The sequence below is a fragment of the Roseivivax sediminis genome, from assembly GCF_900112685.1.
GTDB lineage: Bacteria > Pseudomonadota > Alphaproteobacteria > Rhodobacterales > Rhodobacteraceae > Roseivivax > Roseivivax sediminis.
In genome coordinates this window covers 115526-132598 of sequence record NZ_FOMS01000010.1, presented here as the reverse complement: position 1 = coordinate 132598, position 17073 = coordinate 115526, and the positions used below count along the sequence as shown (strand labels likewise).

Annotated in this window: 13 protein-coding genes; 10 read left to right on the top strand and 3 right to left on the bottom strand. The window is 68.4% G+C overall.

All coding sequences use genetic code 11. From position 1 onward, the window contains the following. Positions 1-50: 50 nt before the first annotated feature. On the bottom strand, positions 51-854 hold the full coding sequence (locus F3H57_RS15900) for an undecaprenyl-diphosphate phosphatase (RefSeq protein WP_149756912.1): 804 nt from the start codon (positions 852-854) through the stop codon (positions 51-53). Between the two features lie 221 nt (positions 855-1075). Between F3H57_RS15900 and F3H57_RS15895 the strand changes: the two genes are divergently transcribed. The 8 genes from F3H57_RS15895 (at position 1076) to F3H57_RS15860 (ending at position 12346) form a co-directional block, all read left to right on the top strand. Beyond that, positions 1076-2509, top strand: coding sequence for an NAD(P)-dependent oxidoreductase (locus tag F3H57_RS15895; RefSeq protein WP_149756911.1), 1434 nt, complete (start codon positions 1076-1078; stop codon positions 2507-2509). Positions 2510-2642: 133 nt separating this feature from the next. Next, positions 2643-3083 (top strand): GFA family protein, encoded by a 441-nt coding sequence (locus F3H57_RS15890; protein ID WP_149756910.1) that lies wholly within the window; start codon positions 2643-2645, stop codon positions 3081-3083. Positions 3084-3237: 154 nt separating this feature from the next. Beyond that, positions 3238-7776, top strand: coding sequence for a glutamate synthase large subunit (gene gltB / locus F3H57_RS15885; RefSeq protein WP_149756909.1), 4539 nt, complete (start codon positions 3238-3240; stop codon positions 7774-7776). A gap of 233 nt (positions 7777-8009) precedes the next feature. Then, complete coding sequence (mtgA, locus tag F3H57_RS15880) at positions 8010-8750, top strand: monofunctional biosynthetic peptidoglycan transglycosylase (protein WP_149756908.1); 741 nt, start codon at positions 8010-8012, stop codon at positions 8748-8750. A 75-nt stretch (positions 8751-8825) separates the two neighbouring features. Then, on the top strand, positions 8826-9491 hold the full coding sequence (fzlA, locus tag F3H57_RS15875) for an FtsZ-binding protein FzlA (protein ID WP_149756907.1): 666 nt from the start codon (positions 8826-8828) through the stop codon (positions 9489-9491). Positions 9492-9580: 89 nt separating this feature from the next. Continuing rightward, a complete protein-coding gene (locus tag F3H57_RS15870; RefSeq protein WP_149756906.1) occupies positions 9581-9862 on the top strand; it encodes a DUF6522 family protein in 282 nt (93 codons plus the stop codon). After that, positions 9859-10620, top strand: coding sequence for an FkbM family methyltransferase (locus tag F3H57_RS15865; RefSeq protein WP_149756905.1), 762 nt, complete (start codon positions 9859-9861; stop codon positions 10618-10620). Before F3H57_RS15870 ends, F3H57_RS15865 begins: the two co-directional genes overlap by 4 nt. Continuing rightward, entirely contained in the window at positions 10598-12346 is a 1749-nt protein-coding gene (locus F3H57_RS15860; RefSeq protein ID WP_149756904.1) for an ABC transporter permease, read from the top strand. The genes F3H57_RS15865 and F3H57_RS15860 overlap by 23 nt, the downstream gene beginning before the upstream one ends. A 60-nt stretch (positions 12347-12406) precedes the next feature. On the opposite strand, the gene F3H57_RS15855 is transcribed toward F3H57_RS15860, so the two are convergent. Then, a complete protein-coding gene (locus F3H57_RS15855) occupies positions 12407-13426 on the bottom strand; it encodes an extracellular solute-binding protein (RefSeq protein WP_149756903.1) in 1020 nt (339 codons plus the stop codon). A 220-nt stretch (positions 13427-13646) separates the two neighbouring features. Here F3H57_RS15855 and queG point away from each other — a divergent pair, with 220 nt between their 5' ends. Both queG and fmt read left to right on the top strand, forming a co-directional pair. Continuing rightward, positions 13647-14693 (top strand): tRNA epoxyqueuosine(34) reductase QueG, encoded by a 1047-nt coding sequence (queG, locus tag F3H57_RS15850; RefSeq protein ID WP_149756902.1) that lies wholly within the window; start codon positions 13647-13649, stop codon positions 14691-14693. Positions 14694-14727: 34 nt separating this feature from the next. Next, on the top strand, positions 14728-15630 hold the full coding sequence (fmt, locus tag F3H57_RS15845; RefSeq protein WP_149756901.1) for a methionyl-tRNA formyltransferase: 903 nt from the start codon (positions 14728-14730) through the stop codon (positions 15628-15630). Positions 15631-15819: 189 nt separating this feature from the next. Here the strand turns inward: fmt and F3H57_RS15840 are convergent, their stop codons facing one another. Next, positions 15820-17016: a lytic murein transglycosylase gene (locus F3H57_RS15840; protein ID WP_149756900.1), complete on the bottom strand. Its 1197-nt coding sequence runs from the start codon at positions 17014-17016 to the stop codon at positions 15820-15822. Positions 17017-17073: the final 57 nt, after the last annotated feature.

The following is a 17073-nucleotide window of genomic DNA, read 5'->3' as shown; positions in this document are numbered from 1 at the left end:
CCGCCTCGCGGGTCGGCGCGCAGGGTGGGCGATCTGCCCGCCCGGGGCGCTCAGGCATAGGCGTAGATCAGCAGCGCGATCCCCAGCACCACGCGGTAGATCACGTAGGGAGTGAAGCTGATCGAGCGTAGCAGCCGCATCATCAGCGCCAGCGCCCCGAGCGCCGCGACGAAGGACAGTGCTGCGGCGATCGCCCCGTCTCGCGCCGCCTGCGCATCGGCGCTGCCCGCGACCTCTGCCCCCAGCAGCACGCCCGAGGCGAGGATCGTCGGGATCGACATCAGCATCGCCAGCTTCGCCGCGCCGTGCCGGTCGTAGCCGAGCGCCCGCGCGCCGGTGATGGTGATGCCGGACCGCGACGTGCCGGGGATCAGCGCCACCGCTTGCCAGAGGCCCATGATCGCCGCGTGTTTCAGCGTCCAGCGCTCGGCCGGCCGGGTCTCGGGGCTGCGCGTGTCGTACCACCAGAGCGCCACGCCGAAGACCAGCATCGCCCAGCCGATCACCGCGACAGAGCGCAGCGCGTCGTCGAGTCCCGTCAGCTTCAGCGCCAGTCCGGCCAGCACAACCGGCACCGTGGCCACAGCAAGGCAAAGTGCGAGCATTGCGCCGGGCGTGTCGGCGCGTCCGCGCAGCAGCCGCAGGCAGCCCGCCGCCGCGCCCCGTACGTCGGACCAGAAGTAGAGAATCACCGCCAGGAGCGTGCCGACATGCACTGCGACGTCGATGACCTGGCCCTGGTCCTCGAGCCCGGTCAGCCCGGGAAGCAGGATCAGGTGCCCCGAGGACGAGATCGGCAGGAACTCGGTGATCCCCTGGATCAGCGCGAGCAGGACGAGCTGGAAGAGCGGCATTGAAAGGCTCCGGCTGGGCGTGACGCAACTTCGTATAGTTGCGGCCCGAGGAAGCGAAAGAGAGAATTTGGGTCCGGTATGATACCTAATTTTCGTGCTTGAGAACGGAAAATGTTCGGATCGACCGGCCAAATCCGCAAATAGGTCAGTACATTTTACTTTTCTTCGGGTCGTGACTCTATTATAGCGCTGGTGACCAACCCCCCGAATGGAGAAGCTCCATGGCGAAGCAGCCGATGCTGAAATTCGTGACCGTCGGACGCGACATGCCCGAAAAGCGGGCGGCGGACGCGCGCGCCCACGACTTTCAGGAGATCTATGCCGAGTTCGCCGAGCGCAAGGCGGAGGAGCAGGCGGGCCGCTGTTCGCAATGCGGCGTGCCCTACTGCCAGTCGCATTGCCCGCTGCACAACAACATTCCCGACTGGCTGAAACTGACCGCCGAGGGTCGGCTCGAAGAGGCCTACGAAGTCTCTCAGGCGACCAACACCTTCCCGGAGATCTGCGGTCGGATCTGCCCGCAGGACCGGCTCTGCGAAGGCAATTGCGTGATCGAGCAGTCGGGCCATGGCACCGTCACAATCGGTGCGGTCGAGAAATACATCACCGACACCGCGTGGGAGGAAGGCTGGGTCAAGCCTCTGACGCCGGCGCAGGAGCGCCCGGAGTCGGTGGGTATCATCGGTGCGGGCCCCGGCGGGCTTGCGGCCGCGGACGTGCTGCGGCGGGCCGGCGTGCAGGTCACGGTCTACGACCGCTATGACCGGGCGGGTGGGCTGATGACCTACGGCATTCCCGGCTTCAAACTGGAAAAACCCGTTGTCATGCGCCGCAACGAACAGCTCGAGGCCGGGGGCGTGACCTTCCGGCTGAACTGTGCCGTGGGCGAGGACATCTCGTTCGAGCAGATCCGCGAGGAGCATGACGCGGTCATCATCGCCACCGGTGTCTACAAGAGCCGCGAATTGCAGGGGCCCGGCGCTGGTGCGCAGGGCATCGTGCGGGCGATCGATTTCCTGACCGCGTCGAACCGTGCGGTGAATTTCGGCGACAGCGTGCCGGAATTCGAGAGCGGCGAGCTCAACGCCGAGGGCAAGCGCGTCGTGGTGATCGGCGGCGGCGACACCGCGATGGACTGCGTGCGCACGTCCATCCGGCAGGGCGCGACCAGCGTGAAGTGCCTCTATCGCCGCGACCGGCACAACATGCCCGGCTCCCAGCGCGAGGTCGCCAACGCGGAGGAAGAGGGCGTCGAGTTCGAGTGGCTGACCGCGCCCAAGGGCTTCAAGGGCGATCCGGTCAACGCCGTGGTGGTGCAGAAGATGCGCCTCGGCCAGCCCGACGCGACCGGCCGGCAGAGCCCGGAGGTCATCGAGGGGGCGGATTACGACGAGCCCGCGGACCTGGTGATCAAGGCGCTCGGCTTCGAACCTGAAGAGCTGCCGAAGCTCTGGGGCGCCGACGGGCTGGAAGTGACCCGCTGGGGCACCGTGAAGGCCGACTTCGGCAGCGGCGAGACCTCGATCCCCGGGGTCTACGCGGTCGGCGACATCGTTCGCGGTGCGAGCCTCGTGGTCTGGGCGATCCGCGACGGACGCGATTGCGCCTCGGCCGTGCTGGACCGGTTTGCCGCGACGGCGGTCGCGGCGGAGTGACGGCACCTTGATCGCGATGCGCTTAACCTTTCCTATCCAAAGCCGCGTTATGGCTGGCGCGGAATCCCGTGCGTTCGGCGCGCGGCGAATGTCCCGCCGCCCGATGCGGGCGGTCCAAGCGGAGGGTTATGCGATGACGGACAGAACCGGGCGCTGCCTGTGCGGCGCGGTCACGATCAAGGCCAAGGACATAAAGCGCGGATTCGGTGCCTGCCACTGCAAGATGTGCCAGCGCTGGTCCGGCGCGGCGCTGCTGGCGGTCACGGTGCCGAAGGACGCGTTCGAGGTGACGGGCCGGGAGCATGTGCGCACGGTCCAGAGCTCCGCCTGGGCGGAGCGGGCCTGGTGCAACGAATGCGGCTCCAGCCTGTGGTATCGTGAAACCGCCGAGGACGCGGAAGGCACGTTCGAGGTGCCGCTCGGCCTTTTCGACGACACGGAGGGCTTCGTGCTGGAGCACGAGCTTTTCGTCGACCAGAAATCGGACGCCTTCGCGCTCAAGGGCGACCACGAGCGGCTGACCGAGGCGGACGTGCTGCGCAAATACGGATTGCAGGCGGCTTCGACCGCCTGAGGCAGGCCGCCGCCCCGCGGCCCGGAATTACGAGATCCGCGTGCGAGGCTCTTCCCCGCGCGCGACGACTGACAGGACAGGCCGGACAACCGGCGCCCACGTCGGCCCGCGACCGCAGAGACATGCGGCCGGGCCCTGCAGGAGGATGTCTGCGATGACCAAGTACGACGACGCATGGATGCGCGCCGAAGAGGACAAGCGCGCCTGGCTCGCCGAGCACGGCATGTATTCGCACGAGGACGAACATTCGTCCTGCGGCGTGGGCCTCGTGGTCAGCCTCGACGGCACGCCGTCGCGCAAGGTGGTCAGCCACGGGATCTCCGCGCTCAAGGCGGTCTGGCACCGTGGCGCCGTCGACGCGGACGGCAAGACCGGCGACGGTGCCGGCATCCACGTGCAGATCCCCGTCGCCTTCTTCCACGACCAGATCGAGCGCACGGGCCACGCGCCGCGGGGCGAAGAGCTTCTGGCCGTCGGCCAGGTCTTCCTGCCGCGTACGAATTTCGGCGCGCAGGAGGCGTGCCGGACCATCGTGGAGACCGAGGTCCTGCGTATGGGTTACTACATCTACGGCTGGCGCCACGTGCCGGTGAACGTGGAGTGCCTGGGCGAGAAGGCCAACGCCACCCGCCCGGAGATCGAGCAGATCCTGATCTCCAATGCCAAGGGCGTGGACGAGGAGACGTTCGAGCGCGAGCTTTACGTCATCCGCCGCCGGATCGAGAAGGCCGCTGCCGCGGGCGGTGTCGGCCAGCTCTACATCGCGTCGCTGTCCTGCCGGTCGATCATCTACAAGGGCATGATGCTGGCCCAGGATGTGGCCGAGTTCTATCCCGACCTGCAGGACGACCGCTTCGAAAGCGCCTTCGCAATCTACCACCAGCGCTATTCCACCAACACCTTTCCGCAGTGGTGGCTGGCGCAGCCCTTCCGCATGCTCGCCCATAACGGCGAGATCAACACCCTGAAGGGCAACACCAACTGGATGAAGAGCCACGAGATCCGCATGGCCTCCGCCACGTTCGGGGACTGGGCGGCGGACATCAAGCCGATCATCGCGAGCGGAGCGTCCGACAGCGCCGCGCTCGACGCGGTGTTCGAGGCGCTGGTGCGCGCCGGCCGTAACGCCCCCATGGCGAAGACCATGCTGGTGCCGGAATCGTGGTCCAAGCAGGCCGAGGAGCTGCCGCAGGCCTGGCGCGACATGTATTCCTACTGCAACTCGGTGATGGAGCCGTGGGACGGCCCGGCCGCGCTGGCGATGACCGACGGGCGCTGGGTCTGCGGCGGGCTCGACCGCAACGGGCTGCGCCCGATGCGCTACGTCGTCACTGGCGACGGGCTGATGATCGCGGGGTCCGAGGCGGGCATGGTCCCGATCGACGAAGGCACCGTGCGCGAGAAGGGCGCCCTCGGCCCCGGCCAGATGATCGCCGTCGACATGAAGGAGGGCAAGCTCTTCCACGACGTGGAGATCAAGAACAAGCTGGCCGCCTCGCAGCCCTTCGGCGACTGGGTCGGCAAGATCGTGGAGCTTGACGAGGCGCTCGCCAAGGTGACCGAGGCGCCGATTTTCGAGGCCGGCGACCTGCGCCGCCGCCAGATCGCCGCCGGCTACTCGGTCGAGGAGATCGAGCAGATCCTCGCGCCCATGGCCGAGGACGGCAAGGAGCAGATCGCCTCCATGGGCGACGACACGCCGTCGGCGGTGCTGTCCAAGCGCTACCGGCCGCTGTCGCACTACTTCCGGCAGAACTTCAGCCAGGTGACCAACCCGCCGATCGACAGCCTGCGCGAATTCCGCGTCATGTCGCTCAAGACGCGGTTCGGCAACCTCAAGAACGTGCTCGACGAATCCTCGTCGCAGACGGAGATCCTGGTGCTCGACAGCCCGTTCGTCGGCAACCGGCAGTTCGATGAGCTGACGCGCCACTTCAACGCCGAGATGATGGAGATCGACTGCACCTTCACCCCCGGGCAGGGATCCAACGCGCTGCGCCGCGGGCTGGACCGGATCCGGTCGGAGGCGGAGGATGCCGTGCGCTCCGGCGCCGGGCACATCGTGCTGACCGACCACCACCAGGACGAGGGCAAGGTGGCGATGCCGATGATCCTGGCGACGTCGGCGGTGCATTCGCACCTGACGCGGCAGGGCCTGCGAACCTTCTGCTCGCTCAACGTCCGTTCGGCCGAATGCATCGATCCGCATTATTTCGCGGTGCTGATCGGCGCCGGCGCGACCGTGGTGAACCCCTACCTCGCCGAGGACACCATCGCCGACCGCATCCGCCGCGGCCTGATCGACGGCAGCCTCACCGATGCCATGGCGCGCTATCGCGAGGCGGTCGATTTCGGCCTACTGAAAATCATGTCGAAGATGGGCATCTCGGTCGTGTCGTCCTATCGCGGCGGCCTAAACTTCGAGGCTGTGGGCCTCAGCCGTGCCATGTGCGCGGAGTTCTTCCCCGGCATGCTCAGCCGCATCTCCGGCATCGGCGTGTCCGGCATCCAGAAGAAAGCGGAGGAGATCCACGCGCTCGGCTTCCGCGGCGGTCAGGACGTGCTGCCCATCGGCGGCTTCTACAAGGCGCGCAAGTCGGGCGAGAGTCACGCCTGGGGCGCGCAGACGATGCACCTGATGCAGATGGCCTGCAACAAGGCCTCTTTCGAGATGTGGAAGAACTACTCGAAGGCGATGCAGGCGAACCCGCCGATCCACCTGCGCGACCTTCTGGCGATCAAGCCGATGGGCGAGCCTGTGCCGCTCGAAGAGGTCGAATCGATCACCTCGATCCGCAAGCGGTTCGTGACGCCCGGCATGTCGCTCGGCGCGCTGTCGCCCGAGGCGCACAAGACGCTCAATGTCGCGATGAACCGCATCGGCGCGAAGTCGGATTCCGGTGAAGGCGGCGAGGATCCGGCGCATTTCGTGCCCGAGCCCAACGGCGACAACCCGTCGGCGAAGATCAAGCAGGTCGCGTCGGGCCGCTTCGGCGTGACCGCCGAATACCTCAACCAGTGCGAGGAACTCGAAATCAAGGTCGCGCAGGGCGCCAAGCCCGGCGAGGGCGGCCAGCTTCCGGGCATGAAGGTGACCAAGCTGATCGCGCGGTTGCGTCATTCGACGCCGGGCGTCACGCTGATCTCGCCGCCGCCGCACCACGATATCTACTCGATCGAGGACCTCGCGCAGCTGATCTACGATCTGAAACAGATCAACCCGCGCGCCAAGGTCACGGTGAAGCTGGTGTCCTCCTCGGGCGTCGGCACCATCGCGGCGGGCGTGGCCAAGGCCAAGGCCGACGTGATCCTGATCTCGGGCCACAATGGCGGCACCGGGGCATCGCCGGCGACGTCGATCAAGTACGCCGGCCTGCCGTGGGAGATGGGCCTCACCGAGGCGCACCAGGTCCTGTCGATGAACAACCTGCGCGAACGCATCACGCTGCGCACGGATGGCGGGCTGCGCACCGGCCGCGACATCGTCATGGCCGCGATGATGGGCGCCGAGGAATACGGCATCGGCACCGCCGCGCTGATCGCCATGGGCTGCATCATGGTGCGCCAGTGCCAGTCGAACACCTGCCCCGTCGGCGTCTGCACGCAGGACGACACGCTGCGTGCCAAGTTCACCGGCAATGCCGACAAGGTGGTGAACCTCATCACCTTCTACGCCCAGGAGGTGCGCGAAATTCTCGCCTCCATCGGTGCGCGCTCGCTCGACGAGGTGATCGGCCGGGCGGATCTGCTCAGCCAGGTGAGCCGCGGGTCGGACCATCTCGACGATCTCGACCTCAACCCGCTCTTGATCCGTGTCGACGGGTCGGATGACGTCACGCTCGACCGCACCGGCCCGCGCAACGAGGTGGACGATACGCTCGACGCGGAAATCGTGAAGGATGCGCAGCGCTTCCTCGAGGACGGCGAGAAGATGCAGCTGAGCTACGCGATCCAGAACACTCACCGTACGGTGGGCACCAGGACGTCGAGCCATATCGTCAAGAAGTTCGGCATGAACAACGCGCTCCAGCCGGATCACCTGACGGTGAAGCTGACCGGGTCGGCGGGCCAGTCGCTCGGCGCCTTCGCGGCGCCGGGGCTGAAGCTGGAAGTGTCGGGCGATGCCAACGACTACGTCGGCAAGGGGCTGTCGGGCGGCACGATCGTCGTGCGCCCACCGATGCTGTCGCCGCTCGTCGCCGCCGACAACACGATCATCGGCAACACCGTGCTCTACGGGGCCACCGGCGGATACCTCTTCGCCGCCGGCCGTGCCGGCGAACGCTTCGCGGTGCGCAATTCCGGCGCGCATGTCGTGGTGGAGGGCTGCGGCTCGAATGGCTGCGAATACATGACCGGCGGCATCGCGGTTATCCTCGGGTCCATCGGGCCGAACTTCGGCGCGGGGATGACCGGCGGCATGGCGTACCTCTACGATCCGGACGGGCTGACGCCGAAACTCATCAACACGACCTCTCTGGTCACCTGTCCGGTGACGACCCAGGAATGGCAGCGCGAACTCAAGGAGCTGGTGGAGCGGCACGTCGCGGAAACCGGAAGCCGCAAGGCGGATGAACTGCTCCGCCACTGGGACGAGGCGCTGCCGCATTTCGTCCAGGTCTGTCCGAAGGAGATGCTCGACAAGATCGCGTATCCCCTCGGGATCGAGAGCGAGGCGATGCCGGCGGAATGACACGGACTCCCGCCGGGTTGTCAGGTCCGGCGGGCGACTCTCTTCAGCGTCAGAAAATGACCGTATTGTGACCTTAAGCCCAACCGACTTGGGCGTGATACACACGGCAATCCGCGGCGTGTTGGTTTTGCGGCGGATCTGTTCCGTGACATCTGGTCTTGGTACCCTCCGGAAAGCGACAGCTTCCGGAGGGTTTTTTTGACCCGGGCGGCGCAAGCGGGCAGGGAACGGACATGGGCACGAGCAAGAAGACCGCTTCGGGCGGGCAGAAGCGTCGCGCGGGGACAGGGCCGCGCCTGGAGCCGAGGCGCTTCGTCCTGCGCTGGGTCTGGCGGCTGGTCCTCGTGGGTGCGGTGCTGGCTGCGCTGGCGGTCGGGCTCTACCGCGCGGTGAACCCGCCGACGACGATCTACATGATGCAGGAAAGCCGGCGGCTGGGCGGCATCGCGCACGAATGGGTGGCCGCCGATGCCATCGCGCCGGTGATGTACCGCGCCGCGGTGGCGGCGGAAGATGCCGATTTCTGCCGGCACTGGGGGTTCGACATGGACGCGATCCGGCAGGCGATCGAGGCCGGCGGGGACCGCGGCGCCTCCACGATCAGCCAGCAGGTCGTCAAGAACGTCTATCTCTGGCACGGGCGAAACTGGACAAGGAAGGCTCTGGAGGCGGCGCTTACCCCGGCAGTGGAAGCGGTCTGGCCCAAGCGCCGCATCCTCGAAGTCTACCTCAACGTGGCCGAGTTCGGAGAGGGCGTCTTCGGCATCGGCGCCGCGGCCGAACATCACTTCGGCGTCGCCGCCTCGGATCTGACGTCGCGGCAGGCCGCGCTTCTCGCTGCCGTGCTGCCCAACCCCAAGGAACGCATCGCCTCGCGCCCCTCGGGCTTCGTCGAGCGCCGGGCGGCGTCGATCCGCGACGGCGCGGCGACGATCGACCGTGACGGCCGCGCCGCCTGCTTCCAGGGGGGCTAGCGGGGCCTGTTGCTAACCCGACCCGAAGCCCTGTAGGAGAGGGGACATCCTTTCTGACAGCCCCGGTTCCCCTGCATGGCCAAGCTCTATCACGTGCCTCTCTCGCCGTTCTGCCGCAAGGTGCGCCTCGTCCTGGCGGAAAAGAAGATCGAGGTTGAGCTGATCGAGGAGCGCTACTGGGAGAAGGATCCCGACTTCCTGCGCCGCAACCCGGCCGCGAAAGTTCCGGTGCTGCGCATGGACAACCGGGTGATGCCGGAAAGCCAGGCGATCTGCGAATACATCGAGGAGACGGTGCCCGAGCCGCCGCTGATGCCGCGTGGACCCGAGGCCCGCTACGAGGTGCGCAGGCTGGTCGCATGGTTCGACGACAGCTTCCACCGCGACGTGACCTCCAAGCTGCTCTACGAGCGGGTGAACAAGAAGATCATGAAGACGGGCTTCCCGGATTCGGGTAACGTGAAGGCTGGCGCGAAGGCGATCAAGTATCACCTCGACTACATGGCCTGGCTTCTCGATCACCGCCGCTGGCTGGCCGGCGACGCGATGACGCTGGCCGATTTCGCCGCCGCCGCGCACCTGTCGTCGCTCGACTACATCTCGGATGTGGACTGGAACCGCCAGGAAGGGGTGAAGGACTGGTACGCCAAGATCAAGTCGCGCCCGGCCTTCCGCGCCATCCTCGCCGACCAGGTGCCGGGCTTCCCGCCGCCGGCGCATTACGCCGACCTCGATTTCTGATCCCGTGGCCGGACGGTCGCGGGGTGGTGGGTGCAGGGCGCGCGGTGCATCCCCATATCCGCACCAGATCGCCGGAACAGGAGGGGCAGATGAGCGAGATTTCCATGACCGCCGAAGGTTTCGTGGTCGATGCGGGCCTCGTGGGCGCGGCCTTCGACGTCCCGGCGGCCGAGGTGCCTGAAAAGTTGCGCACCGGCGCCATAACCAGCCGGTGCGAGACCGGCATGGACGAGGACGCCGGCCGCTGGCGGCTGACCTTCTATTCCGGCGGCAAGGCGCTCCGACTCGTTGTCGATGCCGAGGGCACGGTCCTGTCGCGTAGCACCTTCCCGGCACATGCGCCGCAGGCCGCGCCGGGTCATGGCGGATGACGTCGCGCGGTGCCCGGAGGCGCCGCACGACACGGGCGCAGGCGCTCGGCCGGTCGCTCGACGTCTACTACCGCGACATGGACCGGACCGCGCGGATGGACCGGCTGCACGCGCGGCTCGTCGCGCCCGGCGCGCTGGTCTTCGACATCGGCGCGCATGTGGGCGACCGCACGGGCAGCTTCCTGCGGCGCGGCGCCCGCGTCGTGGCGCTGGAACCGCAGCCGTCCATCTTCCGCGCCTTGCGCCTGATCCACGGGCGGCACGCACGGGCGGTGCTGCTGCCGCAGGCGGCCGGCGCCGCGGCTGGAGAGGTCGAGCTGCTCGTCAATTCGCGCAACCCGACAGTATCCACTGCCGCGCCGGACTTCGTGACCGCCGCCGCCGGCGCGACGGGCTGGGAGGGGCAGGACTGGGACGGGCGGGTGCGCGTCCCGGTGACCACGCTCGATGCGCTGATCGCGCGCCACGGCGAGCCCGATTTCGTCAAGATCGACGTGGAGGGGCACGAGGCGGCGGTGCTGCACGGTCTGAGCCGTCCGCTGCCCGCGCTGTCCTTCGAGGTCACCACGATCCAGCGCGACGTCGCCCATCGCTGCATAGACCGGCTGAGCGCGCTGGGACGCTACGAATACAACCTCAGCCTCGGCGAGGCGCACGAGCTGCGCCCCGCCTGGCTCGATGCGGAAGAGATGCGGGCGGCGCTCGATTCGCTGCCGAACGCGGCCAATTCGGGGGATGTCTACGCGCGGGCGCTGTGACGCAGGCGCCCGGCGGCGCCTTGCCTTTTGCGCCGCGTGTTGCGATGGAACCCGGGCCTCGCCCAGCAGAAAATCGACTGATCCCTTGCCGCACCCCGCCACATCCGGTCCGCTGACCTTCCGGCTTCTCGGCCGCGCCGTCGCGGCGCTGGTGCTGCTGCCGCTCGTCGCGGTTGCGGTGGCCGCGATGCTGGGCACGACCGAGACGCTGGTGCATCTGTGGCAGACCGTGTTGCCGCGTTACCTTGGCACGACGGCGGTGCTGGTGTCCTGCGTGTCCGTCGGCACCGCGATCATCGGCACCGGCACAGCGTGGCTGGTGACCTGCTGCGCCTTCCCCGGACGGCGAGTCCTGGAGGTGGCGCTGGTCCTGCCGATGGCCTTCCCGGCCTACGTGGTCGCCTATGCCTACACTAACCTTCTCGACCATCCGGGGCTGGTGCAGACGACGCTGCGGGCGGTGATGGGCTGGGGCCCGCGCGACTACTGGTTCCCCGAGATCCGGTCGACCGGCGGTGCAGCGGCGATGCTGATGCTGGTGCTCTACCCTTACGTCTACCTCTTGGCGCGGGCGGCGTTCCAGGGGCAGGGCGCCCGGCCGTTCAACATCGCCCGCACCCTCGGCGCGGGACCGTGGGGCGCCTTCCTGCGCGTGGCGCTGCCGATGGCACGCCCCTCCATCGCGGCCGGCGTGCTGCTCGCGGCGATGGAGACGATCGCGGATTACGGCACGGTGTCCTATTTCGGCGTGCAGAGCCTCGCCAACGGAATCTACCAGAGCTGGTTCAGCCTCGCCGACCGGGCGGCGGCGGCACAGCTCGCGCTCGGGCTTCTGGCGATCGCGCTGCTGCTGGCGTTTCTCGAACAGCGCTCGCGCGGGGCGGCGCGCTATCACGGCGGCGGGGCGCCGCTGCCACGGGTCGCGCTGCGCGGTCCGGCCGCCTGGGGGGCGAGTGCGGCCTGCGCGTTGCCGGCGCTTCTGGGCGCGGTGATCCCGGCGGTGACGCTCGCGTCGATGGCGAACGGGGCGAGCCAGTCGCTGCTGAGCGCACGCTACCTCGAATTCGCTCGCAATTCGTTGACACTCGCCAGCGTCGCGGCCCTGGCGACAGTCGGCGCGGCCATCGTCATCGGCTATCAGGAGCGTCTGAACCCCGGCCCGATCTCGCGGGCCACGGTACGGATCGGACGCATCGGCTACGCGGTGCCGGGCGGGGTGATCGCTGTGGGCCTGCTGGTGCCCTTCGCCGCCTTCGACAACGCGCTCGACTCGTTCATGGAGGCGCGGTTCGGCATCTCCACCGGGCTTCTCGTCACCGGGTCGATCTGGCTGATGATCGCGGCCTACATGATCCGCTTTCTCGCCGCGGCGATCGGTGCCTACGAGGGCGGGCAGGCGATGGTGAATCCCAATGTCGGGCCGGCGGCGCGGTCGCTGGGCAAGGGGCCCTACATGGTGCTGACGCGGGTGCACCTGCCGATCATGTCGCCGAGCCTGCTGACTGCGCTTCTGATCGTCTTCATCGACACGATGAAAGAGCTGCCGGCGACATTGATCCTGCGGCCGTTCAACTTCGACACGCTGGCGGTGCAGGCGCACCGCCTTGCGGCGGACGAACGGCTGGACGGGGCGGCGGTGCCGAGCCTTGCCATCGCCGCCGTCGGGCTTCTGCCGGTACTGGCACTGATCCGGCGGCTCGGTACAGGAGATGCCCGGGGCGGATGACCCGCGCCGGGCCGCGTTGGCCCGGGGCCCGGACGTCGCCGCCCGGACCCCGCGCGGGGATCACTCCCAGCCGACCTCGTTGAAGATCTGCTGCGCGGTCGGGATGTGCTTGGCGACCGCCGACAGGTCCACGTCGTCCGCGGTGAACTCGCCGAGCTCGTCCACGGCCTCGGTTGTCTCCACGCCCTCGACGACCGGATATTCGTTGTTGCCCGCGGCGAAGTATTGCTGCGCGCTGTCCGAGGCGAGATACTCGAGGAAGGCAATCGCGTTCTCGCGGTTCGGCGCGTTCGCGGCGATGCCGCCACCCGACAGGTTCACGTGCGCGCCGGTCGTCTCCTGGTTCGGGAAGACCCAACCGAACATGTCGAGGTTCTCGGTCACGCCGTCCACATCACTCGCCAGTGCGCGGGCGAAGTAGTAGGTATTGCCGACCGCGATGTCGCATTCGCCGGAGGCGACGGCGCGCAGCTGGTCGGTGTCACCGCCCTGCGGATCGCGCGCCATGTTGTCGACGACGCCCTGCGCCCATTCGCGCGCGGCTTCCTCGCCCTCGTTCTCGATGATCGAGGCGAGCAGCGTCTGGTTATAGGTGTTGGTCGAGGAGCGGATGCAGATCAGACCCTCGTAATCGTCGCTCGCCAGGTCCATGTAGGTCTGCGGCGGGTTATCCAGATCGTTCTTGTCGTAGAAGATGATCCGACCGCGCAGCGAGAAGCCGAACCACTGGTTGTCGCTGTCCTGGTACTGGCTCGGGATACGTTCTTCCAGAACGTCGCTGTCGACCGACTGCAGGATGCCGGCGTTCTTGGCGCGTTCGAGCCGCGAGGTGTCGACCGTCAGGAACACATCGGCCGGGGAGTTCTCGGCCTCGGCCTCCATGCGTGCGATCAGCTCGTCGGCATCGGCCTCGATGCGGTTGATGGTGATGCCGGTCTCGTCCTCGAAATCCGAATAGAGCCGCTCGTCGGTGTCGTAGTGGCGCGACGAGTAGAGGTTCAGCTCCCCGCCGTCCTGGGCAGTGGCCGGAAGCGCGGCGGCCAGCGCGAGCGCGGAGGCTGTGATCAGTCTGGTCGTCATGGTCCTCTCCCTTTGTTGAGATAAATAGTCAGTTAAAGGATCGTGCCGTGTGGTCAAACCGAAAAGTGGTCCTTGACGCGCGCCTGCGGCGCGGTGTCCCGGTGCCCTTGGCTTTGCGTGGGCGGCTGTGGTTTAAGTTCGGGCCGGGCATGTCGGCCTGATCGCCCGAGGTGCAGGCGGCATTCCCGAATCTTGTGGGTATTCGAGGTCCGGCGCAGTCATGGACGCGGTGAAGGCGGCACTGGTGCGCGAAGCGCAGGAGATCGGATTCGCCCAGGCGCGGATCTGCCGGCCCTGGGACGTGCCGCAGGTACCGGCGCGGCTGCGCGCGTTCCTCGCCCAAGGGCGCCACGGGCAGATGGGCTGGCTCGCCGAGCGCGCGCATTGGCGTGAAGCGCCGCAGGTCCTGTGGCCCGCGGCGCGCTCGGTCATCATGCTGGGGGAGAGCTACACCCCCGGTCACGATCCGCTGGCTGTGCTGGAGGAGCGAGAGGCCGGTGCGGTGTCGGTCTACGCGCAGAACCGCGACTACCACGACGTGCTGAAAAAGAAGCTCAAGCGGCTCGCGCGGTGGCTGATCGCCGAGGCGGGCGGCGAGGTGAAGGTCTTTGTCGACACCGCGCCGGTGCCGGAAAAGCCGCTGGGCGAGGCAGCGGGGATCGGCTGGCAGGGCAAGCACACCAACCTGGTCTCGCGCTCCATGGGATCGTGGTTCTTCATCGGGTCGATCTTCACCACGCTCGATCTGCCGGCGGACGCGGCCGAGGGCGATCATTGCGGATCGTGCCGGGCGTGCCTCGACATCTGCCCGACCGACGCGTTCCCGGCGCCCTACCAGCTCGATGCGCGGCGCTGCATCTCGTACCTGACGATCGAGCATCGCGGCCCGGTGGAGGAGGAGTTGCGCGGCAAGATGGGCAACCGGATCTACGGTTGCGACGACTGCCTCGCTGTCTGCCCCTGGAACAAGTTCGCCGCCGAGGCGCGCGAGGCGAAGTACCACGCGCGGGAGGATCTTGTGGCGCCGGACCTTGCGGGGCTTGCCGGTCTGGACGATGCGGGCTTTCGGGCGCGGTTCTCGGGCTCCCCAATCAAGCGTATCGGGCGGGATCGCTTCGTGCGCAACGTGCTCTACGCGATCGGCAATTCGGGGCTGGCGCGGCTGCGCCCCGTGGCACAGGCGCGGGCCGAGGACGCGGACGAGACCGTGCGCGACGCCGCGCGCTGGGCCGCGGCGCGGCTTCCCTCCGGCGGGCCGGCGGGCTAGGTCTCGGCCGCGAGCAGGCAGGGAAGGGAACGTCATGCGCCTCGTCTTCATGGGAACGCCGGATTTTTCCGTGCCGGTGCTCGATGCCTTGGTCGAGGCCGGGCACGAGATCGCCTGCGTCTACTGCCAGCCGCCGCGCCCGGCGGGCCGGGGCAAGAAGGACCGCCCTTCGCCGGTACAGGCGCGGGCGGAGTCGCTGGGCCTGAAGGTGCGCCACCCCGAGCGGCTGAAATGCGCGGAAGAGCAGGAGGCGTTTGCCGCGCTGGGGGCCGAGGCTGCGGTGGTCGTGGCCTATGGGCTGATTCTGCCGCAACCGGTGCTGGACGCGCCCGCGCGCGGGTGCCTGAACATTCACGCCTCCCTTCTGCCGCGCTGGCGGGGCGCGGCGCCGATTCAGCGGGCGGTGATGGAAGGCGACGACCGCACCGGCGTGTGCATCATGCAGATGGAGGCCGGGCTCGACACCGGGCCGGTGCTCTTGCGTCGTGAGACCCCGATCGGCGCGGAGGAGACGGCCGGTGAGTTGCACGACCGGCTGAGCGCGCTCGGCGCCGAGGCGGTGGTCGACGCGCTGTCGCGGTTGGACATGCTGGTGCCCGAGCCGCAGCCGGAGGCCGGCATCACCTATGCTGGGAAGATCGACAAGGCCGAGGCGCGCATCGACTGGGCGCGTCCGGCCGAGGATGTCGCCCGGCAGATTCGCGGCCTCAGCCCCTTTCCCGGCGCATGGACGGAGGCGGGCGGACAGCGCATCAAGCTTCTGGGTGCGCGGGCGGTTGATCGCTCGGGCGTGCCCGGAACGGTTCTGGAGGGCTTTACCGTGGCCTGCGGGAGCGGCGCGGTGGAGATCACCCGCGCGCAGCGTGCCGGTAAGGGCGCGCAGGATGCGGGGACGTTCCTGCTGGGGATGCGGCTGCCGGAGGTGCTCGGGGCGTAGCCGGGTTGCCCGCGCCGGTTTGCACTAGCGCGATCCCCGGGCCGGGGCGCGTCCGGCCACCGGCGGGAGCGAGGGCCGCCATTGTCCGTGCCATCGGGCCAAGCGACAACGGCAACGCCCTCGCGCTCCCCGGGCTTTATCCGGTCAGATGAATGGGCTCGCGCCGTTCGGGCGTTGGCCGCGGTGCTATCAGAGACGGTTCAGCAGGTCCCGTGTAGGCCAGGCGTCGGCTGGCAGGCCAAGCTCCTGCTGGACGTCGCGCACGGCGGCGCGGGTGCCGGCCCCGAGGATGCCGTCCGTCTCGCCCACGTCGTAGCCGCGCGCTTGCAGCTTTTCCTGGAGGGCGACCATGCCATCGGCGTCGAGGCCGGGGGCTGGATCTCCGGCATTGAAGATCGGCGCGCCTTCGAGCCGAGTGGCGAAATACGCCGCCGTCAGCACGTAGGTGAAGCTCTGGTTCCACTCGAAGAGAACGCGGAAATTCGGATAAGCGAGGAAGGCCGGCCCGCCGCGGCCCTGCGGCAGCAGGATCGAGGCGGGCAGATCCGGGGCGTCGAGGCGGCCGCTGCGTGCGGTGACGCCGGCCTCGGCCCACTCGGCGGCGGGGCGCGTGGTCTCCAGCCCGGTGGCGTACCAGTCGAACTCCGACGGCATGTCGATCTCCTGCAGCCACGGCTCGCCCGCGCGCCAGCCGAGTGCAGAGAGCATCTTGCCGCCCGACATCAGCGCGTCGGGGACGGACGTCTTGAGCGAGACATGCCCGTCGCCGTCGCCGTCGACGCCGTTCTCGATGATATCTTCGGGCAGCATCTGCACCATGCCGATCTCTCCGGCCCAGGCGCCGGTGGTGTCGAGCGGGAATTCACCCCGTTCGTGCAGGCGCGCGGCCGCGATGAGCTGGGGCTGGAACAGTTCCGGGCGGCGGCAATCGTGGCTGAGCGTCGCCAGCGCGTCGGCGGTGTTGTAGTCGCCCTGGATCGCGCCGTAATCGGTCTCGAACGCCCAGAAGGCGAGGAGGATGCCACGCGAGACGCCGTATTCGGCCTCCACGCGATCGAAGATCTCCGCGTGGCGCTCTTCCATCTGGCGGCCGCGGTCGAGGCGGCTCGCGCTGATCAGGCGGCGCGCGAATTCCGTGAACGGCATCTGGAAGACGCCCTGCCGCTGGTCGGCGCGGATCACCGAGGCGTCGCGCGAAAGCGCCCCGAAGAACCGGGCCGCGGCGTCCGGCGCGACGCCGGCGCGCTCCGCCTCCGCGCGCATCTCGGACAGGAAGGTGGCGAAGTCGCCGCCACAGGCAACCGGGGCGGCTTGCTCCTGCGCAGCGGCCGCGCGGGGCAGGAGCGCCGCGGCGAGCGCGGCGGCGAAGATCGGGGTTCGGGACATGGGGCCTCGTCTCTTCGGGGTGTCGCGGCACCCTAGCAGCGGGGGAGCGGGCCGCAA